Origin of the sequence: Mesorhizobium sp. M1406 (genome assembly GCF_040317555.1) — a bacterium.
In the GTDB taxonomy this organism is placed as follows: Bacteria; Pseudomonadota; Alphaproteobacteria; order Rhizobiales; family Rhizobiaceae; genus Mesorhizobium.
This window is the reverse complement of sequence record NZ_JAMYKW010000013.1, coordinates 16,003-38,509: the sequence shown is the minus strand read 5'-3', so window position 1 is coordinate 38,509 and position 22,507 is coordinate 16,003. Positions and strand designations below refer to the sequence as shown.

The 22,507-nt window shown below is 58.9% G+C and carries 27 protein-coding genes and 1 riboswitch; of the genes, 7 read left to right on the top strand and 20 right to left on the bottom strand.

What is annotated here, in order from left to right:
• Nucleotides 1-47: 47 nt before the first annotated feature.
• Nucleotides 48-365 carry an SH3 domain-containing protein gene (locus NKH03_RS13715; protein ID WP_352864130.1) on the bottom strand — a complete coding sequence of 106 codons (318 nt, stop codon included), beginning with the start codon at nt 363-365 and terminating at the stop codon, nt 48-50.
• 122 nt (nt 366-487) lie between these two features.
• Nucleotides 488-1,591, bottom strand: a complete 1,104-nt coding sequence (locus NKH03_RS13710) for an NADH:flavin oxidoreductase/NADH oxidase (RefSeq protein WP_352968784.1) — start codon at nt 1,589-1,591, stop codon at nt 488-490.
• A 157-nt stretch (nt 1,592-1,748) separates the two neighbouring features.
• Here NKH03_RS13710 and NKH03_RS13705 point away from each other — a divergent pair, with 157 nt between their 5' ends.
• The 4 genes from NKH03_RS13705 (at nt 1,749) to NKH03_RS13690 (ending at nt 8,345) form a co-directional block, all read left to right on the top strand.
• The gene (locus tag NKH03_RS13705; RefSeq protein ID WP_352968857.1) at nt 1,749-2,327 is read left to right on the top strand and encodes an NUDIX domain-containing protein; all 579 of its coding nucleotides are present in this window, start codon (nt 1,749-1,751) and stop codon (nt 2,325-2,327) included.
• Between the two features lie 247 nt (nt 2,328-2,574).
• Entirely contained in the window at nt 2,575-3,765 is a 1,191-nt protein-coding gene (locus NKH03_RS13700; protein WP_352968783.1) for a site-specific integrase, read from the top strand.
• A 459-nt stretch (nt 3,766-4,224) separates the two neighbouring features.
• Entirely contained in the window at nt 4,225-5,763 is a 1,539-nt protein-coding gene (locus tag NKH03_RS13695; protein WP_352968782.1) for an alpha/beta hydrolase, read from the top strand.
• Complete coding sequence (locus NKH03_RS13690) at nt 5,760-8,345, top strand: AAA-like domain-containing protein (RefSeq protein WP_352968781.1); 2,586 nt, start codon at nt 5,760-5,762, stop codon at nt 8,343-8,345. The genes NKH03_RS13695 and NKH03_RS13690 overlap by 4 nt, the downstream gene beginning before the upstream one ends.
• On the opposite strand, the gene NKH03_RS13685 is transcribed toward NKH03_RS13690, so the two are convergent.
• From NKH03_RS13685 to NKH03_RS13655, 7 genes are all read right to left on the bottom strand, one after another.
• Nucleotides 8,313-8,804 (bottom strand): hypothetical protein, encoded by a 492-nt coding sequence (locus NKH03_RS13685; protein ID WP_352968780.1) that lies wholly within the window; start codon nt 8,802-8,804, stop codon nt 8,313-8,315. The two genes, NKH03_RS13690 and NKH03_RS13685, sit on opposite strands and share 33 nt — an antisense overlap.
• 39 nt (nt 8,805-8,843) lie before the next feature.
• Nucleotides 8,844-9,011 (bottom strand): hypothetical protein, encoded by a 168-nt coding sequence (locus NKH03_RS13680; protein ID WP_352968779.1) that lies wholly within the window; start codon nt 9,009-9,011, stop codon nt 8,844-8,846.
• Nucleotides 9,012-9,181: 170 nt separating this feature from the next.
• The gene (locus NKH03_RS13675) at nt 9,182-9,475 is read right to left on the bottom strand and encodes a hypothetical protein (protein WP_352968778.1); all 294 of its coding nucleotides are present in this window, start codon (nt 9,473-9,475) and stop codon (nt 9,182-9,184) included.
• Nucleotides 9,476-9,719: 244 nt separating this feature from the next.
• Complete coding sequence (locus tag NKH03_RS13670) at nt 9,720-10,022, bottom strand: helix-turn-helix domain-containing protein (protein ID WP_352968777.1); 303 nt, start codon at nt 10,020-10,022, stop codon at nt 9,720-9,722.
• 194 nt (nt 10,023-10,216) lie between these two features.
• Entirely contained in the window at nt 10,217-10,462 is a 246-nt protein-coding gene (locus NKH03_RS13665; RefSeq protein WP_352968776.1) for a hypothetical protein, read from the bottom strand.
• A gap of 90 nt (nt 10,463-10,552) precedes the next feature.
• Nucleotides 10,553-10,756 (bottom strand): hypothetical protein, encoded by a 204-nt coding sequence (locus NKH03_RS13660; protein WP_352968775.1) that lies wholly within the window; start codon nt 10,754-10,756, stop codon nt 10,553-10,555.
• 851 nt (nt 10,757-11,607) lie between these two features.
• Nucleotides 11,608-12,138, bottom strand: coding sequence for a hypothetical protein (locus NKH03_RS13655; RefSeq protein ID WP_352968774.1), 531 nt, complete (start codon nt 12,136-12,138; stop codon nt 11,608-11,610).
• 34 nt (nt 12,139-12,172) lie between these two features.
• Nucleotides 12,173-12,271: riboswitch (SAM-I-IV-variant riboswitch) on the bottom strand.
• Between the two features lie 266 nt (nt 12,272-12,537).
• Here NKH03_RS13655 and NKH03_RS13650 point away from each other — a divergent pair.
• Nucleotides 12,538-12,987 carry a hypothetical protein gene (locus NKH03_RS13650; protein ID WP_352968773.1) on the top strand — a complete coding sequence of 150 codons (450 nt, stop codon included), beginning with the start codon at nt 12,538-12,540 and terminating at the stop codon, nt 12,985-12,987.
• 436 nt (nt 12,988-13,423) lie between these two features.
• Here NKH03_RS13650 and NKH03_RS13645 read toward each other — a convergent pair whose 3' ends face one another.
• The 11 genes from NKH03_RS13645 to NKH03_RS13595 all read right to left on the bottom strand — a co-directional run bounded on the left by NKH03_RS13645 (nt 13,424) and on the right by NKH03_RS13595 (nt 20,914).
• Nucleotides 13,424-13,696, bottom strand: a complete 273-nt coding sequence (locus tag NKH03_RS13645; RefSeq protein WP_352968772.1) for a hypothetical protein — start codon at nt 13,694-13,696, stop codon at nt 13,424-13,426.
• Nucleotides 13,697-14,071: 375 nt separating this feature from the next.
• On the bottom strand, nt 14,072-14,332 hold the full coding sequence (locus NKH03_RS13640; RefSeq protein ID WP_352968771.1) for a hypothetical protein: 261 nt from the start codon (nt 14,330-14,332) through the stop codon (nt 14,072-14,074).
• A 31-nt stretch (nt 14,333-14,363) separates the two neighbouring features.
• Nucleotides 14,364-15,125 carry a recombinase family protein gene (locus NKH03_RS13635; protein WP_352968770.1) on the bottom strand — a complete coding sequence of 254 codons (762 nt, stop codon included), beginning with the start codon at nt 15,123-15,125 and terminating at the stop codon, nt 14,364-14,366.
• Between the two features lie 243 nt (nt 15,126-15,368).
• Nucleotides 15,369-15,932 carry a terminase small subunit gene (locus NKH03_RS13630; protein WP_352968769.1) on the bottom strand — a complete coding sequence of 188 codons (564 nt, stop codon included), beginning with the start codon at nt 15,930-15,932 and terminating at the stop codon, nt 15,369-15,371.
• Nucleotides 15,933-16,005: 73 nt separating this feature from the next.
• Nucleotides 16,006-16,701 carry a class I SAM-dependent methyltransferase gene (locus tag NKH03_RS13625; RefSeq protein WP_352968768.1) on the bottom strand — a complete coding sequence of 232 codons (696 nt, stop codon included), beginning with the start codon at nt 16,699-16,701 and terminating at the stop codon, nt 16,006-16,008.
• Between the two features lie 284 nt (nt 16,702-16,985).
• Nucleotides 16,986-17,447 carry a hypothetical protein gene (locus NKH03_RS13620; RefSeq protein WP_352968767.1) on the bottom strand — a complete coding sequence of 154 codons (462 nt, stop codon included), beginning with the start codon at nt 17,445-17,447 and terminating at the stop codon, nt 16,986-16,988.
• Between the two features lie 147 nt (nt 17,448-17,594).
• Complete coding sequence (locus tag NKH03_RS13615) at nt 17,595-18,968, bottom strand: primase-helicase family protein (protein WP_352968766.1); 1,374 nt, start codon at nt 18,966-18,968, stop codon at nt 17,595-17,597.
• Nucleotides 18,968-19,219, bottom strand: a complete 252-nt coding sequence (locus tag NKH03_RS13610) for a hypothetical protein (RefSeq protein WP_352968765.1) — start codon at nt 19,217-19,219, stop codon at nt 18,968-18,970. The genes NKH03_RS13615 and NKH03_RS13610 overlap by 1 nt, the downstream gene beginning before the upstream one ends.
• Nucleotides 19,216-19,503 (bottom strand): hypothetical protein, encoded by a 288-nt coding sequence (locus tag NKH03_RS13605; protein WP_352968764.1) that lies wholly within the window; start codon nt 19,501-19,503, stop codon nt 19,216-19,218. Before NKH03_RS13605 ends, NKH03_RS13610 begins: the two co-directional genes overlap by 4 nt.
• Nucleotides 19,504-19,741: 238 nt before the next feature.
• Complete coding sequence (locus tag NKH03_RS13600; protein WP_352968763.1) at nt 19,742-20,041, bottom strand: hypothetical protein; 300 nt, start codon at nt 20,039-20,041, stop codon at nt 19,742-19,744.
• A 561-nt stretch (nt 20,042-20,602) separates the two neighbouring features.
• Nucleotides 20,603-20,914 (bottom strand): hypothetical protein, encoded by a 312-nt coding sequence (locus NKH03_RS13595; RefSeq protein ID WP_352968762.1) that lies wholly within the window; start codon nt 20,912-20,914, stop codon nt 20,603-20,605.
• A gap of 210 nt (nt 20,915-21,124) precedes the next feature.
• On the opposite strand from NKH03_RS13595, the gene NKH03_RS13590 reads away from it, so the two are divergent.
• Both NKH03_RS13590 and NKH03_RS13585 read left to right on the top strand, forming a co-directional pair.
• Nucleotides 21,125-21,763, top strand: coding sequence for a reverse transcriptase domain-containing protein (locus NKH03_RS13590; RefSeq protein ID WP_352968761.1), 639 nt, complete (start codon nt 21,125-21,127; stop codon nt 21,761-21,763).
• A complete protein-coding gene (locus NKH03_RS13585; RefSeq protein WP_352968760.1) occupies nt 21,760-22,449 on the top strand; it encodes a reverse transcriptase domain-containing protein in 690 nt (229 codons plus the stop codon). Before NKH03_RS13590 ends, NKH03_RS13585 begins: the two co-directional genes overlap by 4 nt.
• Nucleotides 22,450-22,507: the final 58 nt, after the last annotated feature.

Here is a 22,507-nt window from a genome sequence, read left to right as displayed (position 1 = left end):
CTGTTTGGAGGCTGCCATCCGACCGGGAGCGACTCGAAAACAGCCGCTCAGTAGCCGCAGTCGTTGCGCAGCCAGCGTGCGTTTGCCCAGCCGGTCCTGCCGCCGATTTCGACCTGATACCAGTTGCCGCGTCGGTCGAAGATCTCGGTATGATCGCCATTGAACAACTGGCCGATCATGCGCGACGACGAGTTCGGCCGTGTCCGCACGGCAAGAAAGCCGCTGCCGGTCGATAGATTGTAGCGGCCGGACAGGCCGTGCACCGTGCCCTCGCAATATTGTGCGCCGGCCGGCGTCGACGTGCCGATCCAAAGTCCGGCCACAACGGTCAGCGCCGCAACCGGCAAGAATGCCTTGAACGCCATGATTTCCTCCCAAGCCCGACCACGCCCGCCGCAGCCTCACCCAACGTAACAGCTTGCGGCGAGAATTGAAGCGGGGCAACTGTCCAAAGCCAGGGGTCGCCGGTATCGGGAGAACGGGCCGATCAGCCCGCCGCCTTCATCCAGTGCTGCATGGTGGTCACCGATCGCGCAAGCTGCGGCGCCGGGTGGATTGTCTCGCTGAACGTCGCCGCCGCACGCCATCCCCAGCGCGGATCGGCCAGGAAGGCGCGTGCCAGCGCCACCATGTCGGCACGGCCGTCGGCAACGATCGCTTCGGCCTGCTTCGGATCGTCGATCAGGCCAACCGCGCGGGTCGGAATACCGGCACCCTTGCGCACGGCCTCCGCCAGATGCACCTGGTAGCCAGGGCCGGTGGGCAATTTCTGCAACGGCGAATTGCCGCCGCTCGAGCAGCAGAGATAGGCGACGCCCGCGTCCTTGAGTGCTTTCGCCACTTCGATCGCGTCCTCGACGTCGAAGCCGCCATCGACCCAATCCTTCACCGACAGCCGCGCGCCGAGCATCAGTCTTGGCGTTGCCTTGCGCACCGCCTTGGCAATCTCGACGACAAGGCGCATGCGGTTTTCCAGCGAGCCGCCCCAACGGTCGGTGCGCTGGTTGGACAATGGCGACAGGAACTGGAAAATCAGATAGCCATGCGCGGCATGCAGTTCGAGGAAGTCGAAGCCGGCGCGTTCGGCCCGCCTTGCCGCGTCTGCGAAGCGTTCGATGAGCTGCAGGATCTCCTCCTCCTCCAGCGCGCGTGGCACGTTCCAGCCGGTGTCGTAGGCGATCGCCGACGCCGACACGGTCTGCCAGGGGTCCTCATCAGGTTGCAGCGGTCCGCCGCCCTCCCACGGCTTGCGATTGGAGGCCTTGCGGCCGGCATGGGCAAGCTGGGAGCCGAACTTGGTGCCCGGAGCGGCGACGCGTCTTGCCGCATCCAGCGCCCGGCGAGCTGCAGCCTCATTGTCTTCGGAATAGAGGCCGAGGCAACCATGCGTGATGCGTCCGCGCCGCTCGACATCGGTCATCTCGACCGTGACCATGCCGGCACCGGACATGGCAAGGTTCATCCAATGGTAGAGATGCCAGTCGCTGGCCGAACCGTCTTCGGCCGAATACTGGCACATAGGCGCGACAGCGATGCGATTGGGAAAGGTAAGGCCGTCAAGGGTGATCGGCTGGAAAAGCGATGTTGTCATGAAAAGGGGCTCCGGGGAGGGGTTAGCCGCTATTTAGGCAACCGATCGAGTCTACGCCAGACACGAGGCGGTGAACCGGCTTCTGGACCAATCATTGAGGGCATTGCCGAAACGCCGGTTCGCGGCTAGGCCTCGACCCGATAGCATGGAGACCATGATGGAAGATCGCGTTCGCATCCGTTCGGAGGAAATCCTCTCCGATGACTGGGCTGTCCTGAAGAAGACCGTCCTCGACTACCGCCGGCGTGACGGACAGTGGGAGACGCAGGTGCGCCAGACCTATGATCGCGGCGACGGCGCGGTGATCCTGCCTTACGATCCCTCGCGTTCGACCGTGCTCCTGGTGCGCCAGTTCCGCTATCCCGCCTACGTCACCGGCCACCGCGAGCCGCTGATCGAGGCCTGTGCCGGCCTGCTCGACGAAAACGATCCGGAAACCTGTATCCGCAAGGAAGCGGAGGAAGAACTCGGCTACCGGCTGCGGAACGTGGAGCGGTTGTTTTCGCCCTATATGAGCCCGGGCAGCGTCACCGAACGGCTCTGGTTCTTCATCGCCCGCTATTCGCCCGCCGATCGCATCTCGGCCGGCGGCGGCGCGGCGGACGAAGGCGAGGACATCGAGGTTCTGGAAATGCCGCTCGACGAGGCGCTGGCCGGCATTGCCGACGGCCGTATCATCGATGCCAAGACCATTATCCTGATTCAGCATTTGAAGCTGAACCCGATGCCGGCTTGAGTGCCGGCTATCCGGCGATCTGAAAATTGTCGCTGGTGCGGACGACGGGAATCGAACCCGTACGATCAGAGATCGAGGGATTTTAAGTCTCTCGATCTCGATTTTCGGTCATCCCGCTTTATTTCTCGTTATCCCTTGTAATCTAAGGCCTTCGACGGTATTTTTCAGCATCAACCGGCATGACCGTATACTACAGAAAACGACGAAAGTCGGACCAAAAGTCGGACCAAATCTCGGACCACCACAGATGGCAAGGCTTCCCCTCATCAGCGACGATTTCGTTCGCCGCACCGGTCTTCCCGATGGGCGCAACAATGCAATCTTCCGCGACCGGAAGCTTACCGGCTTCCAGCTACGCATTCGCCGGATGGCAGGTGGTGGGCTTACCAAAACCTATCAAGTTGAACACAAGGGCATTGGCAACAGCGGTCGAAAGGTCATCGTGATTGGTGATGTGAATATCTTCACCGTCGAAGACGCACGTTGTGAGGCAATCGCCATCTTGAAAGCCGTCAGCACTGGTGACGATCCAAAAGCAATCCGTCGAGCCCGACAAAATGCGCCGAATTGGGAAACATTGGTCACGGCCTTTGACACCGACCATATCGAAGAGAAGGCACCCAGCACGCAAAAAGACTACCGTGGCCGCATCCGGCGCAATCTGACGCCCTTTTTCAAGGGCGTGAAGATCGCAACCGTCACGCCCGATCTGGTGTCGGACTTCAAACGCAAGAAACGGCGCAACCCGACCGACGCTAACCGCTCGCTGGCTGTCCTGTCGGTCATGATGAATTATGCGAAGGCGAAAGCCTGGTGCGTCGGCAACCCCGTTGTCGGCATCAAGCGCAACAAGGAAAAGCCGCGCGAAGCATGGCTTGATGAAATAGACCTACCCAAGTTCCTCGCCGTGCTGCAAAAACGCGCCGCTGACGACGCGATGATTGATCTCATCCGCTTCCTGCTCATTTCCGGCTGGCGGGTTTCCGAAGCCCGCTTGTTGCGATGGGAAGAGGTGGAACTCCCCCGGCTGACGGCGCACATCCAGACGAAAACCGGTTTTCAGGCACGCCAGCTTTCGACCGATGCCGCGACTATCATCGATCGGCAAAAACACCGGATTGGGTTTGTGTTTAGTGGTCGTGCCGGGCGGTTCCCTATGGCCTACAAGCGCATTCGCGCCGTGCTCGACGCACTCTGCGCCGAAGCTGAGATTAACCGGATCACGCCGCATGTCTTGCGCCATAGCTCGGCAACGTGGTCGGCGGTCAACGGTGCCGATCTGCTCGAATTGCGACAGGCTTACGGGTGGAAAGGGCTCGCAATGCCCAATCGTTATGTTTCAAGAGCCGAGGCGCTCGGTCGCCAAGGTGCACAGAAAGCCGCAGATGCAATGAACGTTCTCGGCAAGCCAGCCGCGCCGCTGCAAAAACTGCCATGAACCGTGCCGGCCCGGCCATTTGGCGTGCCGTGTGCGAGGCCAAACAAACGCCTTCGGCCATCTGTGGAGCCGCCATTAGCAATCAAGGAAATCCGCACTCAGACGGCCTTAATTGGCTTCCAGCCACGCCTTGGACGTCAGGACCCTAGCCCATCTGACTCGTCGAGCAACACTTCCATAGGCAAAGCCCTACGGCGAAGCATTAAATTTGCCGCTCCCAGCTGGGTTGGGGCTGGCCGATGATCACAGGGGTCTAAGCTGGAATCGACCCGACCCCGACGTGCTTGCAAAATCACGATAAAGGGATGGCCGTTCGGCTTAACAGACAAGTCGTGCAACCCTCCGCGGGTGCAAGCCCGGCGTACTTTCATCCTCGCACGAATCTCTATAAGTCCATCAACTTCGAGTTGAATTCTTACAGAGCGCAGAATAGCCTTTGCGCACCTGGGGTGGGGTCAAATGATAAAATGGCTTGGCTTTGCGAAACCGCCGGCAGTAATGCGCAGTACGCCAGCGGAAAATCGCGACCTGATCCTATTTGTCCACGGGCTTTTTGGAAGTCCCAAAACGACTTGGGGGCCTCTTTTCGAACTCGTTAAAAGAGACCAAAATCTAGACAACTGGGATATCGACGCCTTTGAATTTCCATCAACGTATTTTCCCAGCTTCCTTAGACGCACCGCCAATATCACCGAACTGGCGGCAGGCCTTCGCACGACAATTCAAACAAGCCACGCTGATCGTTCTCGCATTAAGATCGTCGCTCATAGCTTGGGCGGAATTGTCGTACGCAAGTACATCGTGGACCAAGTAAAGGCAGGCAACGAGCTCCCCGCCATTGAGGCCCTTCTTTTAGCCTCTCCATCCGGCGGTTCGGATATGGCCGGCATTGGTCAACTCCTAAGTCCGCATAATCGTCATTTGAAGCAGCTAAGTCCGGATGCCGACGCGTTAGCCTCGCTAAACGAAGATTGGAAGCTACTAAAGATCGACGAAAGAATGGAGATTCATTACGCAGCCGGCGGGGCGGATGCAGTAGTGTATCCAGAAAGCGCCCTACCCACCCTAATCGGTCCGAAGCACAGCCTGATCCCATCGTGCGACCACTTCTCAATAGTTAGGCCATCAAATTATGACGACATATCTTACAAGATTATTAGGAATTTTATCACAGCGGGGCCAACCTCTCCTTCTATAAAAAGTAACGGAAATTCGGTTGCACGAATCGCCGATCCGCTATTTGACATATATCACCTGAGTGACGAACAGTATTATTTACAACGGCCTGACGACGACTATATATTGCGGGCCACTCTTGGTGCTCCCGTTTGGATCTCTGGTGATAGCGGGGTGGGTAAGACTTCCCTTGTAAGACGGATGGTGATCCGCTCTGGGTGGAAGCTGCAGCATATTATGCTAAGTGGTTATTTGTCACCAGACACAAACCCGACTTCGGCTTTTCTTCGTGAAGCGATCGCGTTGGAGACAGGAACCTACGCCAGAAGCTCCGATGACATACCTACGTTGATTTGGGATCTTAAATCCGCAATCTCAAACTCAAACGTGGCTGTGAGATGCTTCTTGGTCGAAGAAATACCTGTGACAGATAGTAGGCTATTAGATTTCATTGTAGGGGCTGTTAATATAACGTCTCATTTTGATTCGGATGACACCCTCAGTGGTCAAGTTAGATTTGTCTTCACGTCGATAGCCAACCCTGACAAGGTTATTCCGACAGGATATAGCAAGGTGAGGGAGCGGATCAGCTTCGTCAGAGCCAACCGGTGGAAAGTAGATGAGGTCGGCGGGTTGCTGAGCTTGATAAAGCCACCTACCGGAATTTCGCTCAGCGCACAGGACGACGAAAGCGTCATCCGATCGGCGAACGGGATGCCGAGATTTGTAAAACATGTGTTACGTGACCTGCGCGATCGAAGAGACACAGGCGAGAGCCTACCTGATCGAGTTAGGCGACTGGAAGCGGAGGACAAGTTTTGAAGAAGCTTCGTCCGTCAGCGATTATTCCTGATCATTTGTACGTCGACCGAGAAGCTGACCGTCAATTGGAATCTACTGTTCTGGCAATGGCGCGTCCGCCATATGTGCTGGAAGCGCGGCAAATGGGAAAGACCAATCTCCTCTTGCACATCAAGAAGAAGCGAGAGGCCGAGGGGGACGTTGTCCCATACTTTGACCTGTCGGTTAGGATCGATGACGTATCATCCTTTTTTCGTCACCTGATAGACTCGATTGTTAACGGAAAGGGCGCGTGGCAAAACGCAACCAGAAATTCGATTATAGCCATCAGGAAGATGGGGATAGCTGAGCCACATCGCGAGTATGAACTAAGTCTTCTGGAGATTCTGCGGGAGATATTTCCGAGAAAATTGATTATAATATTCGACGAGATCGATTCAGTTGTTTCTACATCGTATTCAGATCGTCTTTTCTCTCAAATCCGTAGCATGTATTTTTCTAGGGTAAATTACTCGGAATATGAAAGATTGACCTATATTCTCGCCGGAGTTGCAGAACCGTCGGAGCTTATAAAGGATCGGAGTATCTCACCTTTTAACATTGGCGAGAAGATTTATTTGAAGGATTTTTCACAAAGCGAAATTGTGAAATTTATGGCCAACGCCGGGTGCGCCTTTACCTCCTCCGTTATTGAAGAAGTCTTTCGTGTTACGAGCGGCAATCCGAGGATGACCTGGGATGTCACTTCGGAGCTGGAAGACATAGGGCTTGGACAGGTCGAAGTGAGCGTCGAAGACGTGAGCAATGTAGTAGAAAAGCTTTATCTGCGACAATTTGACAGAGCTCCGGTTGACCACATAAGGGTGCTTGCTGAATCAGACAGCAGTGTAAGGGCTGCGATAGGTTCAATCAGGTGGGGTAACGTCGAGGACATCGATCCGAAAACTAGATCGGCCCTTTATCTATCGGGAATAACTACTTATGATTTAGCTGGCCGCCCGGTAATAAAGAATCCGATCATAGACGCGGCTTTGTCTGATGAGTGGCTCTCAACAATTGCCGCGCGCGAAAGAGGCCCACTCAGGGTCGCCGCTGATCAATTCCGACTCGGCGCCTATGCAGAAACCGTCAGATTAATCTCTTCGTTCAAGGACGAGGCCGCCGACACACTGCCTTACGACAGCCAGTATCAGTTAGCACTCTCCTTGCTCTACCTTAACAGGCACGACGAAGCTGTATTAGAATTTCAGAACCTTGTGGATCGTCCATCTGAGGCGGAACGGTCGATGGCAGCGCTTTATCACTACGCGACGGCGCTCGCACGCTCCGGAGACAGGATTTCCGCTATCTCAGCCTACCGCATGGTCGTACGCAGTGAAACCAAGTCGGCCAACGTTGCAAAGGCCGGTTTGATAGCGGCGCTCGCTGCAGAGGACACTGCTGAAAGTCGGGAGGAAGGGCGCAAACTTGGCAACGGTATTGCGAGTGAGCCGCCGTTAGGCGACGACGACGAAACCCGCATTTTTGCGGCAATCCTATATTCACTTGCCACCATCGAGGCCCGCGAAGGAAATACCGTATCGGCCTTACGAAATCTAAAGACCGCGCTGTCGGTAGCCCCAAAAGAACAGCAACCGGCAATTCTTGGGCGTATGTTCAGGTTTGGGCAGGAGCCAAAAGATATATTCTTGTTGGAGAAAGCAGTAGATATCATAGCGGAGACAAAAGACAAGAGAATAAACACGTTCTCAGACCTAGATTCGAGCGACGTTAGAATTGGTGAACTAATGTCTTTGCTTGGGGGGGTAGGACGCGATGATTTGATAGAGCGTATTATAAAATCTAGTTTTAATATAGACAGATCGAGGCCTAATTCTGTTAGAATTTCTCTGGATTTGATCAAATTGTTGCCGGAAGACCTTCATTCTGGGCTTACAACATTCATTTGGAGAAAGGTTCACGCTGACGAAGCCATAATATTAAATGATCGTCTCGAGTCACTTCGCACAATATCTCAGTCCGGACCGGTCCATTTCCGTTCGCGGGCGCTAAGGGAATTTATGGCGCTGGCACTTAGGGTAGCACATTCGGACCAATTTCTGCCCGATGAAGACCTTTTGTTCCTACTGACACAAGCGCAGGCGCTCGTAGCCGGCAACAAATCTGGAAAGGCGTTCGAGATTATGGATGCAATCCGTGCTGGCTTGGGTACCGTGACGCCCGACCGGGCGATTGTTGGTTTTGTCGCGGCATATCAAGATATGAATGCTGCTCGCCAGATTGGTGATAGACCAAGATCAAGGCGAGCCGCCCAGTACCTGACGTCGATCGTAGCTGAGCATAGCGCTATGCTGGATGAGAGCGGGTCCCAATTCGGGAATTTGATTAAATCGGCTACTGAGATGGCGCAGCAGGTTTTGCGAGAGACGATATTGCAAACTCCTCGGGCAACAGTACTGCCCCAAACCAACCCCAGAAAACTTGGCCGGAATAGTCGAGTTATCGTACGCAGCCCCCATTCTGGCGAACAGTTCACTGCAAAATTTAAGCTAGTCAGAGACAAAATAGTCTCAGGAGAACTGGTCATCGTAGACGAGAAATAGGCAGAACGGTTCCCGGCTCGCTTCGGACCCACCCCCCGGCCTTCGGGCAAACCGCCCGCCCGTCTTGGGGACGTGCGTGCCAACTCGAGGTGGCCTTGAAGCGGTCGGCAGATCGTCGCTCTCGATCAGTGCGTCAGCCTCGTCGGCTAGCACCCTGGCGGCGGCAATGGCATCGGCGGCCTGCTTCGGGCTGAACCCGGCTTCCTTCGCGGCTTGTTGGCGGGGTGAACCTGTTTCCTTCGTGGAAATAGGTTCGAGGTCTGTTCGCTTGCCGTTCTCCGCCTCGATCTCGGCCAGCAGTTCACCCGACCGGATCATTGCCCGGTCCTGAATGCGCCGCGCCGCCCGAAACAAGCTCTCGTCATTCATCTGCCGGGCATAGGAGGCCAGCGCCTGCGCCTTCGCCGACCAATGCCTGCACTCGTCGACGCGGACGCACCGGGCGAGCGCCTTGCGCACCTCCTGATAGGTCTCGGGCAGCGGTGCTGAGCGGATGGGTCAGGGGATGGTGGTTGTTCTCGATGCCGCGCTGGGTGGTGCGGGTGCCTCACCACCCTCGGCCAGCTTGGTGATGGTCGGCGCCGATGGACCGTCGACCACCTCCTCAAACTCGGCTGTCGGGATGTTGGCGACCCGCACCGCCTGAACCTGCTGATCCTTCGACATGCCCGCCTCCTCGCGGCCTGCCACTGGGAAGAAGTGCCGTCGCCGTTATTTTTTCGGTGACCTCTGGCGTCGAACTCCTTCAGCTATTCACCGGCTCGCCTGATCCCCCGCGCCTTCAGCCCCGCATCATCGAGTGCAGGATGGCCTGCATGTGCTCTTCCAGGTCGAGTTCACCCCGTCCTCAACGGCCAACAGGTACTCGGCCTTGGCCCGGCGGTTGCCTCGGCTGATTGCTGGCCACAGATGGCCAGCAGCGCCACCTGTTCGTTCCGGTCAGCTCTAGCGCGGTCATCCCTGCTGCTCGCCGCTCGATTAACAATGCGGTGGAATGCTGCATAGGCCGCCTCGTGCGCCGCGATCAGTGCCTGCAGCTTAGGCGAGACCCTTACCTCAGCGGACACCGGGTCGACGGCAACCGCCGCGCCGGTCAGCGCGAGAAGAGTACGGCGGGTGATCGCGGGCATGGATTATGTCCTCCTGGCTGCCGATCCTGCCGACCATAACATCGCCGTGGCAGGCCGCAGAGATGGTCAGATGCTATCTGCTGACAATGCGGTCAGTTGGCCATTGGAACCCAGAAGGTGTGGTGAAGTGGGCACATAAACGCCCTGAGCCATTAAGTTGGGCGTTCTGGAGATGGCGAGTTCAGGGAAATTGGTCCAAAGCTTGCCGATGAGCCGAGGCAGTTGCTCCGTTGGCCACCGTTGATCAGGACACCTCCCGCAAGTACCGCTCCAACTCGGTCGCAAGGATTAAGGTGCGCCTTCCCGATTTGCTCGCATGCAGTTTGCCTTCGCTAAACAATTTATAGAGCATTGACCTAGAGATACCCGTAATCTCGGTAACGTCTGAAAGCCTATAGGTAAGTTTCTCGGGTTCACGAAGATCAGGGGCTGGCTTCTTCATTTGCTCGATGATCTCTAGAAGTCGCGCGATATCATTTTCGATGCGCTTCAGTCGCCGATCAAAATTGTCGACCAACGCGGCCACTTCCTTGAAAACGTCGTTCATCAGCCTCGGCCTTCCCATCAGGATGTCGATAAACCCCCAACATCCGAAAATGTGCGGGAAAGAGGGGCCCCACATTCGACCCACCCCCGGCCTTCGGGCAAACCCCTGCGGGCCAGGTCGGGGTCGTCCAGCTGCCGTACCGGCTACCAGCGCGAGCCGAGCGGTGTCCGCAGCATTGTGGTTTCGTCTCGCTGCTAGCCATGCTCGCGATGCGGCCAGACCTTCGTCAGCTTCGGGATTGCCCGATTGGCATTCGCCCAGTCGATGGCCGCCATCCAGCTGGGCGCGACGTGCTTCAGCGTGTCGGAGGCGTGGTGCCAGATTTCGACGCGTGGATCGCGACCGCCGGGGCGTTTGGTGTTGGTGGCGCGGGCGCGCTGCATTAGCGTGTAGCCGGCGACATCGCGCATCGAGGTGGGTTTCTGCGGGACGTAAGTCATGTGGCAGGCCTGTTCCTCACTCAGCAGCGGGGAGGTGACGGTGCAGGCGGCTGAAGTCGACCGTCAGCACCGGGAGCGGGCCCGCTGCACCTATCTGGCCGCAGCAAGAGCAGGAAGCAGCCGGAACGACTTACGGTAGCCGGGGTTGGTCGGCTCGAACGTCTTGGTGATGACCTTGTCGGCGAGCTTCACGAACTCCGCCAGCGTCATCTCGACGTGGCCGCCGTTAGCGGTGTTGTCAATGACGACGATGTTCTGGGTACCGTTCCAGTCGAGGCTGTGCTTCACGGCCATCAGTATTTTCCCCTTGTGCGGTCGCTAAGACCGCGTGTGTATTAATTCAGCGAGATTAGCTGCCGGTGAAATCTTAGTATGAGACGGATTGATCGGCTGAGCCAATGCTGGCCTTGTCCATGCTCTGCTGGCAGGCAAGTAGCGAACGAAAGGCCCGTTTGGTGTAAGCCGGGGATAAGTATCGACAGTGCGGCGATCAGGATTTTTCTCATTTTGATTATCCCTTCGGTGCCTACCATTTCGGTGGCGGCCTTTGCCCGCGAAACCGGCGGCAAACACAAGCTATAGTGGACAGGCTCAGGCCTGTCGTTAGCGCCGAATTTGGGAAATTGTCCCGCCATCCATTTCTGATTGGCCTGTCAATCGGGGCACGCCTAAGTGGATATTTCTGCCGCTTCGGATGCCAATACAGGTGAAGAGTGCGGCCTCGGTAGCCTTGCGGCCAATCTCCCAAAAAGCTTTAAAAAAGCGAAAACGTGCGGATTATGGAGGCCCCACATCGTGCCCCGGCCCCGTCTTCGGGCAACCGCCCCGGGGCGATCAGGTATGTTACGCACTATGCAGGATCGCCCTAGCCTTGGTCCTTTTTCTTGATCATGCCCATGATGCGGGCGTTGTGTGCCGCAATCCGCGCTCCGGTCATCGCCGGATGCACGTCACCCTCGAAACGAACACACCGCATACAGAGACGTGCCTCGGCCTCGCTTGGCACCGTGGTGATCCAGCCGCAGTACCGGCACGTGTAAGGTATGATCCCGGGCTCCGCGCGCTGGCTGTCGGCGTCGGTTCGTCGTCTATCATGTCGCCCCCTCAAATTCCTTCCGTAATGCGGATGGGAAGCTTCAGATCGATCAGCCGACCTGCAGGAGGGATAGCGTGAGTTGGTCCCTTGCATCGACCCACCGGCTGTCGTCGTTGGCGACGTCACCCTCGCAGAACACCAGATGCGGCTCATCGCTCCTGCGCCCGAGCTTTGGGCCTAGGTCCAGCTTCTTCAGCAGGCGGTAGGCTTTGCCAGTCGGACCCGTCTCAAGATCGAACCAGGTCTCCCAGAAAAATCCGTCGACGTCGTAGTCGTAATCCCCGGGGTCGACCCCGTGTTCCTCCCAAATGGCGCTGTGTTCGACCTCAGCCTCGTGTGCGATGCCCTCGCTGATAAAGAACTCCCGCCATGTTGGCGGCGAGGGGCAGAAGGTCCATTGACCGACAGTCAGCAGGTAGCCCTGCTCGCCACTGTCATACCAGCACATGGTCTCGGCGACCTGCGCCGGGGACGCGAGCAGGGGCTGGCCAGTTCTACCAACGAACGCTCGCGCGTGCTTGACGAATGCCGCTGTGAGCAGGCCGCCCGCGCCAATCAGAAAACCTCGCCTTGAGAGCATAAGAACCCCCAGAGTTCACACGTGCATCTGGAGGGCTGAGACCTACTGTTGCCCATTGAGGGCCACATCGTCTTCACCACCGTTGCCGGTCAAAGCTGGTTGGCGGGGCCGGGGCCCTCTCTGGATGCAGGGATTGGTCTACCAAAGCGATTGCACGTCGGCAAGCCTTCTCCTCATGGGTGGAAGACTGGGGGCTCTGAAATCGAGCAGCCACACCCACCCCCCATCGGGCTGATGGTGCCGGACTGCCCCGGCGCGCTGGACCGTCGGGCTATCTCGACGTTTTGCGCATATTTGTTTTATGCCGATGAGGACGATGTTGAGGAGCCGGCCCAGTCGAGGAGAGGTCGATCTCAACGATGACTACGAAACCACCCACAACGAGGAGGACTGACCCCCATGAAAACTGTTCTTGCCATCCTGCTGCTCGCTGGCGCTATCGCCAGCGCCCACGCCGAGGAGCCGGTGCCACCGCAGTTCAGCGTCGACAAGCTGATGAAGTCCCTCGCTGCCGACAAGGCCGCGCCCCTGACCGCCGCCCAGCAGGCCGCCATAGACGCCGCCAGAGCTAAGGTCCAGCAGGCCGCTGATGAGGCCTCTGCCAGAGCCGCCGCCGAGGAGGCGGCCAAAAAGCAGGCCTACAGACTTTGGGTCAATAAAGTTCGGGAGGACAACTGGAAGAACGTGCCAGTCGAGAAGCGGATGCCGATCCTGATGTGGTGCTATGGGCAAGCCGGCGGTGTCGATGGCAACGTGCCCGACTACAGCAAGGAAGCAGATTGCCTCCAGCGCCAGCTTGATGGCTGGGCGCGCGTCGACCAGCTGATCCCGCCGGAGAAGAATAACTGAGCCATGAACCACCTTATGTGGGCAGGCCTCGACCTGCCCGATGAGTGGGACGAGGGCGAACTGCCTGAAGACCTGCAGGACTGGAGCAAGGGCGGGCCGTGATCGTCCAGGGGGTTGGGCCGGAGGCCGGGCAGGGGTCGATTATGTTGGGCCCGTCACGCGATGCTTGGGACGTCCATGCCTTCCGCGCTTGCTGCATCGATGTCAGCGGTCTGAAGCCGCCAGCGGCTTCGACAACGTATTCGCGGGCTTCGTTTGCTGCGATTTCTCCTCGATCATTGGCCCTGCCACGGGATCGGCTACATGGCCCGAAGAGGCTCGCCAGCCTTCTTCGACGCTATACTCGTCAACGCCGGTTTCAAGATCCATTAACAGCGCGCAGCTGCCCAATCCGTGCCTTGGCACAGAACGCTTCTATGAGCATTGAGCGGCGGGCTTAGTAGGTGAAGGTCGTGCCGGCCCGCTGCATTGCGGTGACCGTATTCCAGTATGCCTGCTGAGATGCCATCTGCCGTTGCGCCGAAGCTTGCTCCTCCATGACCCGCCTCTGGTCTTGCCCGACGCGGCAATTGACATAGGCATCTGTGCCGGGCCGAGCGCCGTAGCTGCGGCAGATTTGATCATTGCGAGCGGCGAGTTCTTCCGTTGACATGCAGCCGGTGATTGCAAGGCTTGCCGCAAGCGCGGCGATAGTCAGGCGTAATTTCATTAGGATTGTCCCGGTTTTAGTGAGCAGCCATCGTCAGGCGCGGTTGCAAGGCCGCGCGACCGGCCAAAGCCGATTTCGGCTAAATTCTCAGCGTGGAGATGCTGGCTATCGGTGCTTTTCGAAGCCGGGCGGCACATTGCAGGTCTCACGTAAAGTTACAAGAGTGTAACAATGTGAACGCTAAAATGTCGCAGCGCATGGCAATCACGGGCCGACATCCAGCCGGCACGATTTTCCCGGTCATGATGGTTTCCGAGACGCGGCCCGTGCGCCGGGATAGGGGCCCCTGCAGCCACCCCCACCCCCGCCTGCCGATGAACCGGGGCGTGGTGCCACGGCGTGTTCACGACGCGCCGCCGAACGAGCCCGGCCCAATCAACGAATATTCGTTCGAGAGGCAGACCGTCGCCCAGCGTGCCAATCAGCAGTGGTTGGACAACATGAATTACCTTGGGAGGAAGCGCTGATGCGCTCGGCACCGACCTTCCACAGCCAAGCGAGGTCTTCCTCGCTCCAGTTGCCATCGGCGTCGCGCTCGCGCCCGGCCTTTGCCATGATCTCTTCGCCATGGATGGCGGCAAAGTCGGCGATGTCCTGCTGGTCCAGCTGTTCGATCCATTCCGGGCTTCCGGGCATTGGCTTTTCGGTTCAGTTGTCCTGACCTCTGCTACCAGCGCGAGCCGAGTGGTGTCCGCGATCCCGGCTCGGCCCCATCTTGCGGCTCAGCAGCAGCTGGCTGATGCGGATTGGACTTCAAACGAGCATCGCGATTGATGATGTCCGTCACCTGAACAGCTGTCCACGTTCCACCGCGCGCCGAAGCGATACCGCGCGCATTGAGCGCCACCGCGATCTGCCTCAGGGATTTGACCCCGCTCGCTTGGATGTCGTGGATGATCGGCAGGATATTGGCCGCGAAGGCGTCGGCTTGTATCCCGCGAACCTCCCGCGACCTTTGCCGAGCGAGGGCAAGGTCGGGGCTGCCGAGCACGGTGCCGCGCGCCCTGGCCGCCGCCAGAGCCTCCTTCGTGCGCCGGCTGATCACCGCGCGCTCCTGCTCGGCGACCGCCGCATAGATGTGCAACATGAAAGTTTCGACCTTGGGGCCAAGCTCGGCGACGATGAACGGCACCTTCTTCGACATCAGGTCGCTGATAAACGCCACATCGCGCGAAAGCCGGTCCAGTTTGGCGACCACCACCGGGCAACCGCCGTTGCGCTTGGCTGCCGCCAACGCTGCCGAAAGCCGTGGCCGTTTGGCGAGCGCATCGGCTCCCTTGCCGGTTTCGACGTCGACGAACTCGCCGACGACCTCGAACCCCTCGGCCTCGACGAAGCGGGCGATTGACTGGCGCTGGGCATCGAGGCCGAGGCCGCTCTTGCCCTGACGGTCGGTCGAGACGCGAAGATAGGCGATTGCGGGCTTCATGGGCGACATCCTTGCATGATTGTAAGGACTGTATACGCTCGTATGTAAACTTTACAAGGTGTCGTCGGGGTCGGAAGAAAGGTCGCAACTGGGACTCAGCGGGCAGTGACGTTGACCCTGCCGGGTAGCCTTTGGAGCGGCGCTAAGCCCTTCGAGAGGTTCGGAACTCCGCCCGGCCCCGAGCGGGCGTCTATGGCCGCGCGAGGTGCCTTTGCGGGGCGTTCTCGACGATGTCCAAGCAACTTAGGTCGAACCCGACTTCGCCCGTCTGTTCGCCTTGTGCTGCCGGATGGCGTCGATGATCCCAACCTCGCGCTCCGGCTCCGCCTTCTCCGGTTCGGCGGCGTCGTTGCCGTCGTCGGGCTGCTGCTCTGTCAGCTTCGGCGCAAAGCGGCGCTGCCACTGCTCCAAAGTCATCTGCTTGACCTGGCTCGGCTCGCGCATCGGTTTCCTGACGGTCTGCTCGATTTGCTGCTTGTCTATGACAAGCCCGTAGATTTTGGCCAATGCCATGGTGGCGGCCACCGCTGCACTAGCCTGCTTCTCCCGAAGCGCAAGCTGGCGATCCTCATCGAGTTGGCGAGCGATGGTTTCGATGGTGACGACGGCCCGCTCTGCTGCTTTGCCCTGTAGCTCGGCAACACGGGCGGCAACCTTAGGCAACCTGACCATCTTCGAGGCCTCCACCTCAGCCGCATTGCCGCGCGCCGCATAGCCAGCCTCGATATAGGCGCGGGACTGGGGGAGGCCCTCGGCAAGGGCGTGGCAGAAACGCTCGTGCCTTATGTTCAGTTTGGAGTTCGGCATGGTGGTGTCAGAATACCGCAGTCACCCGACTGACGCCACAGCGATTAACACCGGCGGTGCCCTCGCCGCGTTGTCAGTGGCTGTATCGATAAACCCGTGCCAACTGGTTCGGTACCGTCAGAAGCTCGTCTACCCGCTCGAAACCTGCCTCGCGCCCCATTGCCATCCATGTCGCCGAAGTCTCGGCATAATCCGACGCGCGACAGTGGCTATCAAAGGCAGCAAATTCCTCGTCAGTAACCATCGACCATTCCGGGCGCAAAAGCTCGAAGCGTTCAAACCACCCTTCGCGGTCCTCGCCCTCAAGACAGGTTGGCTCCCAGATCAGGAGCAGCCCGGTGCACGGCAGCACAGATCGAACCCGCTGCATCAAGGCCTGCTTTTCACTTGGGTAACGGAGATGGTGAAGGGACTGGCCAATCCACACGACATCGACAGGTTCGTCCCACGCGTCGAACGCGTCAACGAAATCCTGACAGCGGAGGTCAACCGGACAGCGTAGGTCGCTTAGCGCTTTCCGGGCCACGTCGAGCGATGGCTGTGAAATGTCGATCCCAATGTAGCGCCCGACATTGGAGCCCTTCAGTGCCTCTGCCGAGGCAGTGGCGGTGCCGCAGGCGACGTCTAGAAACACGAACTGATCAGGAGCTTCGGTCAACAGAACCTGCCGCAGGATGTCATAGACCTCCTTGTGCGCCATGTAATTCAAGCTCACGACCTTTTGGTAGGCCGCTAACCCTTTCGCGAAGAGTTCCTGATCGGACGGCATGTGCACCTCCTCTTGCGGTCGAAAGCTTACTTCAACGGCGCGGCTGTCGCCACGGTCTTGGCGCCCCGTCGCATTAAGGCGCTGGCCTGCGCGCCGAGGCGGCGCGCAACACATGGGCGCGCTTGATAGCTCGCATGGCGTCCGGCGCCGAGAGCTTGAACTGCTCCATCAGGGTCGGCAAGGTATTTGGCACGCTTCCGACCGGCTGCTTTGCGAGCCAGTGGGCGGCCCGCTGACCGGCATGAGGGACGAGGTGGTGATCTCCGGCATGGTCTGTCCTCCTCCTAGCTTCCTCTCCTCCTAGGTTCGCCTATCAAGACCTGTCGTAGTCGGGCGTGCAAGACGGATAAAACCGGACAAACCCTTTTGTCGGAAGCCTCGGCCAATGGGCTATTCAGGCGGGCGAACAGATGCATCAAGAGGTCATCCGGGACGTGCGGCGCGTCTAGTGATGGCCACAGGCGGGTTGCCGGATGGTTGCCACCGATTGCCGCCTCGAACTCGGCCTTCGGCACGTTGGCGACCCGCACGGCGGTGACCTGTTGGCGTTTCGACATGCCCGCCTCTTCGGCGGCATCACGCTGGGAAATCAAAGTGCCGTCGCCGTTACTTTGTTTTGCCGCGTTGGCCGGTCTGGCGTCGAACTCCTTGAGCAGTTCACCGGCCCGCCTGACCGCCCGCGCCTTCACCCGCATGGCGTAATCCAGCAGTGTGTCGTCGTCGGCCTGCCGGGCGTAGGAGGCCAACGCCTCGGCCTTGTCGGCAGGGTTCCAAGGGGTCGGCTCATCCGACAGTGCTGGCACTGGTGGCAGTGATCTGTCATCTCAGCGGATTTGTACCGCCGCATACAAAACACGCGAGTTGGAGAACCAGTGCCACCAGTGCCAACAGTGCTAGGCTTCGCCGCTGCTGTAGAGATCCATTGCCGCATCAAGCCGGGCTCTTTCCGACAGGGATCGGAGACCGTACACGACCTGCCTGCGCTGATTGATTTTCCATAGGTGATTATCGGTGTGCGGGTTCTGCACCCGCACGTATCCGATCTTTTCGAGAATTACCGGGACAATCCGCCGATTCTTCTGGTCTCGCACCCATGTAGCGAGCGGCTCCGGCAGGTGCGCGGTAAGCTTGTCGGTACTGAAGGCGATCGGCGGCCTTCCCCCATTGCCTTCGGTCATCTTGTCGATGGCGTCCGAAAATTCGCTCTCTCCTGAGCTACGGTTTGCGTCAACGATTTCCCAGAATGCGGCAGTCTTCGGCGGTGGTGCCTTGGCATTGAAGTCAGATAGACCAAATTCCCTCAGGTAGGCAGCCACATGCCGGTTGCCGCTGCCCTCGTCGTACCAACGATAGAGCCTCTGGAAGTAGTCGCTGTCGAGCGCTCCCGGCTCGCCAGCGGCAGGCAGTTTGGACCAGGCGACATAGTGCCGTCGGTCATCAGGGGGCAGATAACATCCGTCAGTCAGATAGTTCGACGTAATGATGACGCCGACGACATTCAGGACGCTATGCTCACGAATGTTCTTCTCATCGCAGCGCAGCACCTCCGGCGGAGCCGCCGTCAACGGCTTGCAGTGCTCATAGAAGGCATAGCGGTCTATTTCGCCGAGGTCGCGCGCCTCATTGACCCTTAGGATGACGCTTTTGAAAAAGCCATTGAAACGACCGAGCAATTGCGGCGGTGACACCTCGGCGAAATTCCACGCGCCAACGGCATAGACAACCGGGTGCAGAAGAGTGTCCTTGCCGATTCCGGGGGGGCCACCGAGCAGCAGCGCATGATTGATCTTCTCCCCCGGCTTCTGCACGCGGTGCGCAAGCCAACGGATTATGTGCTCCGCGTCTTCAGGGTAGACCCTACGGACGTGATCGAGCCACGGACCCGCAAGCTCTGGTCGCCCCGGCAGTAAACGGGGTGGCCGGTATAGATTGAAGATGGTCGAGCCGCTGCGGTCAATGAACCCGCCTTCAGCGACCAGCTTGTCGCGGATGATCATCGGCTCGCCGGGAAACCATGTTAGTTGCTCTACCGGCTGGTGGCGGTCAAGCCATGCGGATGCGCTTAGTTTCTCTCCATTCTCCATCATCGGCGGCAGACGAGAGTTTACGCTTGATGCCGGCCACAACTCGCGGGTCGGGGCGAAGATGAAGCGGTGTTGCGGCATGTAAGCGAAGAAATCTTCAAGCCTCACCCCTTGCGGGCTCTCAATCTCCCACGGCTGCAACTCGTCTTGATCCCAGAAATCCTCGTCGGCGTCACGTGTCATCAGTAGCTCCTGCCGTGCCGGTGGCGATATTCGACAGCCGCGCGGACAATGTGCTCGGGAACGGGTTGGGGCCTGCGCCCAGCCCAATCGGCGACAAGGCCTGCACAGTCACAGTAGAGGTCGTCGAGCGCCGCGCAGGTGTACCCGGCGTCATCGAGCTTCAGCGTTGCCGCGTGCAGAGCATTGCGCGCAAACCGCACAAGCCGCACAGCTTCCATCACGTCGGTGTCGGGCGGCTTGAAATCGATCATTGCCGCGTCTCCGGCTCGACGACATCGACTGCGCCCTCCGTGTCGGCCACGACAACGGTGCCGCCGAGCCCTGTTGCGACGTCGCGCAGGAAATTGGCGCGCGCTTCCCGGTAGGCAGACAGGAGGCGGCGGCGGGCGCGGTTTGAGCGGATGACAGGGCGGGTCGGATACCACTTGCGGCTCAGGCCGGAGGAGCCGACGGCGAACTCGACCTCGTAGCCGTGAGGGAGGGCGATGCGGCGGCGAAACGGCGGCAACTCTGTGAGCGGCAACGGTGCAGGCATCGGACGCCTCCTCGGTCAGGAGCCGGGCAGTTGACCTGCGCTTCAATCGGAAGGTAACCTTCGAGCCGTGCTCACAGCCTGAAAAGGCAACCTGATCCGCCGGCGCAGTGCCAAGCTGCCGGCAATTCGATAAAGTCCCGGCCTCACCGCAGCACGTGCGGCGGGGCCGAATTTCGTTCGTCCTGTTGTGGCTCAAGCTGTGAAAAGTGGCCGGCGATCCGATGCCGCGCGCCTCTTATTAGGCGGCTACGCTGCGATAGCCGGCAGCCAACATGAGGCAGAACGCCGGCTTCGGATATTTGACCAGCCGTCCGCCAACACGAATAAATTCCGGCGGTTCTCCATCCTTTCTGCGCCGCTTCAGACTGTCGGTCTGGATCCCGAGGATGTTGGCGACATCCTCAGCCTCGAACAGGCCGGGCAAAGCATCGTCAATGGCAAGCGCTTCGAAGATTTCCCTGCCATGCAGACCCCGCGATGCGTGATGGCTGATCCGTTCCTCGAACAATTTGGCGATAGGCGATTTTGTGACCACCACGAGACGTCCCTTCCTCCCTGTTGATACTTACTGACGCACGATCATATGCTTTTCAGGCGAAAAATCTACAACAATTTCAATATGTTAAGCCACAGTACACATATGTTAAGCCACAGTACATATGCGAACAGCGCAGGTCCTTGAAACCAAACAATTTTCAAGCGAAATCCCATAAACGAAGTTTTTTGACCGGCATCCAAAGAGAGTTCGCGCGGAGAAGCCGAAACCGATTTCCACGAAGGAAACCTACACATTTCCGGTTGATGACTTTGTTCGAAGTCGGACCATATGTCGGACCACACAGCCAAACAACAGGATGTGATTTCAGTGCCGCCTACTTAAAAATATGTAATAACTTCAATATGGTGCGGACGACGGGAATCGAACCCGTACGATCAGAGATCGAGGGATTTTAAGTTTCTTGCGTTGCTAAGTACCCCCTTGCGCTGCAAGGGCTTGCGGCGTCAGGACCCAACAAAAATCCCACGTGGGTGGGGATTTCGTACCAATCTCCCACACGATTTCCCACATGTGGGAGACGCCCAGGGCTTCGAATCCAGGTTAGTGCGCCGGGAGACCGGCAAGGAGTAGGTGGTGAGAGTCCACTGCGATGAAGGAGTAGCGATCCACATCGGCCCCGAGCCGTGCGCAGGCTTCCGCGAGGATGTCGGCGAAGCGTCGGTAGGGGAGCGTATAGGCCAGCCATTGAGCCACGAAAGGATTCTGATCCCGGATGCCGACGCCGTTAACCTGGCGGAAGGCAAAACGGACGGGCGCGATTTCGCGAGCGCTTGGACGATCCGGCGTGGTCTGAGACCCTGGCATGTGCGGAAGCTCCTTGTACGGGAACCGGGAGATCTCTGGATTGGCCATCCGTCCCAAGACGGGGTGGATGGTCCGCAACGGGAAGGCGAGGAGCCGTAGCCGCTGATGCACGATCCAGAGAAGTCTGACTCCGGCATAGTAGCTGTGAAGCCGACGAACAAAGCCGGGCAACCGGCGGCGGAGCCGGTGGAGCCAAGGCCGGGGACCAAGGGGAACGCGGAACAGCAACACATGCACCGGACACAGAGCCGGGCTCGCATGTCCCAGTCGCTGGACCGCGTACGGAAAGCCGCAAGGCTGAGGAAGAAGGATCGGTTCACCGCGCTCTTCCACCATATCAATGTCGACACGCTCCGGACGGCGTTCTATGCGCTCAGGCGCAAGGCCGCTCCCGGGGTAGATGGCATGACGTGGCAGGACTACGAGGCAGACCTCGAGCTTCGGCTCAACGATCTGCAAGAACGGGTTCATCGGGGTGCGTACCGACCGCAACCAGCTCGCCGGACGTTTATACCGAAGGCGGATGGAAAGCAGCGGCCGCTGGCGATCGCAGCTCTGGAAGACAAGATCGTCCAAGGGGCAACCGTCATGGTGCTCAACGCCATCTATGAAGGCGACTTCCGCGGCTTCTCCTACGGGTTCCGACCCGGAAGAGGACCGCATGATGCATTGGATGCACTGTGCGTAGCAATCAGAACGCGGAAGGTGAACTGGATTTTAGACGCCGACATCCAGAACTTTTTCGGGGCGGTCAGCCAGGAATGGCTGGTTCGCTTCGTTGAACATAGGATCGGCGACAAGCGCATCATCCGCCTGATCCGCAAATGGCTCAAGGCGGGCATTCTCGAAGATGGGATCGTGACTGTAGAGGACAGGGAACGGGTCAAGGGTCGGTGATTTCGCCGCTGCTGGCCAATATCTACCTTCACTATGTCTTCGACCTTTGGGCTCAGCGCTGGCGACAGCGCGAGGCCACCGGCGATATGATCATTGTGCGCTATGCCGATGATGCAATCGTCGGCTTCGAGCGCGAGGGCGACGCTCGTCGTTTCCTCGATGCGATGCGCGCGAGGCTTGAGGAGTTTGCGCTGTCGTTCCATCCGGACAAGACCCGCCTGATTGAGTTCGGCCGCTTCGCGGCGGTCGACCGCAAGGGGCGTGGGCTCAGCAAACCGGAGACCTTCACGTTCTTGGGGTTTACGTTCATCTGCGGAACATCGCGCCAAGGGCGCTTCCTCCTCAAAAGGAAGACCCGACGCGACCGCGTGAGAGCGAAGCTCAAGGACATCAAGAAGGAGCTACGGCAGCGCATGCATTGGCCGATCCCCGAACAGGGGAAATGGCTGAGGCAGATAGTGACAGGCCACTTCGCCTATTACGCGGTTCCAACGAACAGCCGGGCGCTCTCGGCGTTCCGGCACCATGTGACCGATCTGTGGCGGCGCACGCTTCGGCGACGCAGCCAACGAGACGGCTTCACCTGGGACCGCATGACGAAGCTGGCCGGCGCATGGCTTCCCAACCCGCATATCCTTCACCCGTGGCCCGACGAGCGCTTCGCCGTGGAGAACCACCCAAGGTAGGAGCCGAGTGCCTGAATTGGGCTCGCTCGGATCTGTGCGGGGGGCGCAGGGAAACCTG

Excerpts from the sequence above, each read along its gene's own strand:
- NKH03_RS13645 (WP_352968772.1), bottom strand. The coding sequence starts at position 13,696 with ATGAAATTACGCCTGACTATCGCCGCGCTTGCGGCAAGCCTTGCAATC.
- NKH03_RS13665 (WP_352968776.1), bottom strand. The coding sequence starts at position 10,462 with ATGACTTACGTCCCGCAGAAACCCACCTCGATGCGCGATGTCGCCGGC.
- NKH03_RS13650 (WP_352968773.1), top strand. The coding sequence starts at position 12,538 with ATGAAAACTGTTCTTGCCATCCTGCTGCTCGCTGGCGCTATCGCCAGC.
- NKH03_RS13605 (WP_352968764.1), bottom strand. The coding sequence starts at position 19,503 with ATGCCTGCACCGTTGCCGCTCACAGAGTTGCCGCCGTTTCGCCGCCGC.
- NKH03_RS13675 (WP_352968778.1), bottom strand. The coding sequence starts at position 9,475 with ATGCCCGCGATCACCCGCCGTACTCTTCTCGCGCTGACCGGCGCGGCG.
- NKH03_RS13640 (WP_352968771.1), bottom strand. The coding sequence starts at position 14,332 with ATGCCCGGAAGCCCGGAATGGATCGAACAGCTGGACCAGCAGGACATC.
- NKH03_RS13615 (WP_352968766.1), bottom strand. The coding sequence starts at position 18,968 with ATGACACGTGACGCCGACGAGGATTTCTGGGATCAAGACGAGTTGCAG.
- NKH03_RS13630 (WP_352968769.1), bottom strand. The coding sequence starts at position 15,932 with ATGCCGAACTCCAAACTGAACATAAGGCACGAGCGTTTCTGCCACGCC.
- NKH03_RS13595 (WP_352968762.1), bottom strand. The coding sequence starts at position 20,914 with ATGGCCAATCCAGAGATCTCCCGGTTCCCGTACAAGGAGCTTCCGCAC.
- NKH03_RS13610 (WP_352968765.1), bottom strand. The coding sequence starts at position 19,219 with ATGATCGATTTCAAGCCGCCCGACACCGACGTGATGGAAGCTGTGCGG.
- NKH03_RS13590 (WP_352968761.1), top strand. The coding sequence starts at position 21,125 with ATGTCCCAGTCGCTGGACCGCGTACGGAAAGCCGCAAGGCTGAGGAAG.
- NKH03_RS13695 (WP_352968782.1), top strand. The coding sequence starts at position 4,225 with ATGATAAAATGGCTTGGCTTTGCGAAACCGCCGGCAGTAATGCGCAGT.
- NKH03_RS13715 (WP_352864130.1), bottom strand. The coding sequence starts at position 365 with ATGGCGTTCAAGGCATTCTTGCCGGTTGCGGCGCTGACCGTTGTGGCC.
- NKH03_RS13705 (WP_352968857.1), top strand. The coding sequence starts at position 1,749 with ATGGAAGATCGCGTTCGCATCCGTTCGGAGGAAATCCTCTCCGATGAC.
- NKH03_RS13660 (WP_352968775.1), bottom strand. The coding sequence starts at position 10,756 with ATGGCCGTGAAGCACAGCCTCGACTGGAACGGTACCCAGAACATCGTC.
- NKH03_RS13710 (WP_352968784.1), bottom strand. The coding sequence starts at position 1,591 with ATGACAACATCGCTTTTCCAGCCGATCACCCTTGACGGCCTTACCTTT.
- NKH03_RS13680 (WP_352968779.1), bottom strand. The coding sequence starts at position 9,011 with ATGTCGAAGGATCAGCAGGTTCAGGCGGTGCGGGTCGCCAACATCCCG.
- NKH03_RS13625 (WP_352968768.1), bottom strand. The coding sequence starts at position 16,701 with ATGCCGTCCGATCAGGAACTCTTCGCGAAAGGGTTAGCGGCCTACCAA.
- NKH03_RS13670 (WP_352968777.1), bottom strand. The coding sequence starts at position 10,022 with ATGAACGACGTTTTCAAGGAAGTGGCCGCGTTGGTCGACAATTTTGAT.
- NKH03_RS13700 (WP_352968783.1), top strand. The coding sequence starts at position 2,575 with ATGGCAAGGCTTCCCCTCATCAGCGACGATTTCGTTCGCCGCACCGGT.
- NKH03_RS13655 (WP_352968774.1), bottom strand. The coding sequence starts at position 12,138 with ATGCTCTCAAGGCGAGGTTTTCTGATTGGCGCGGGCGGCCTGCTCACA.
- NKH03_RS13635 (WP_352968770.1), bottom strand. The coding sequence starts at position 15,125 with ATGAAGCCCGCAATCGCCTATCTTCGCGTCTCGACCGACCGTCAGGGC.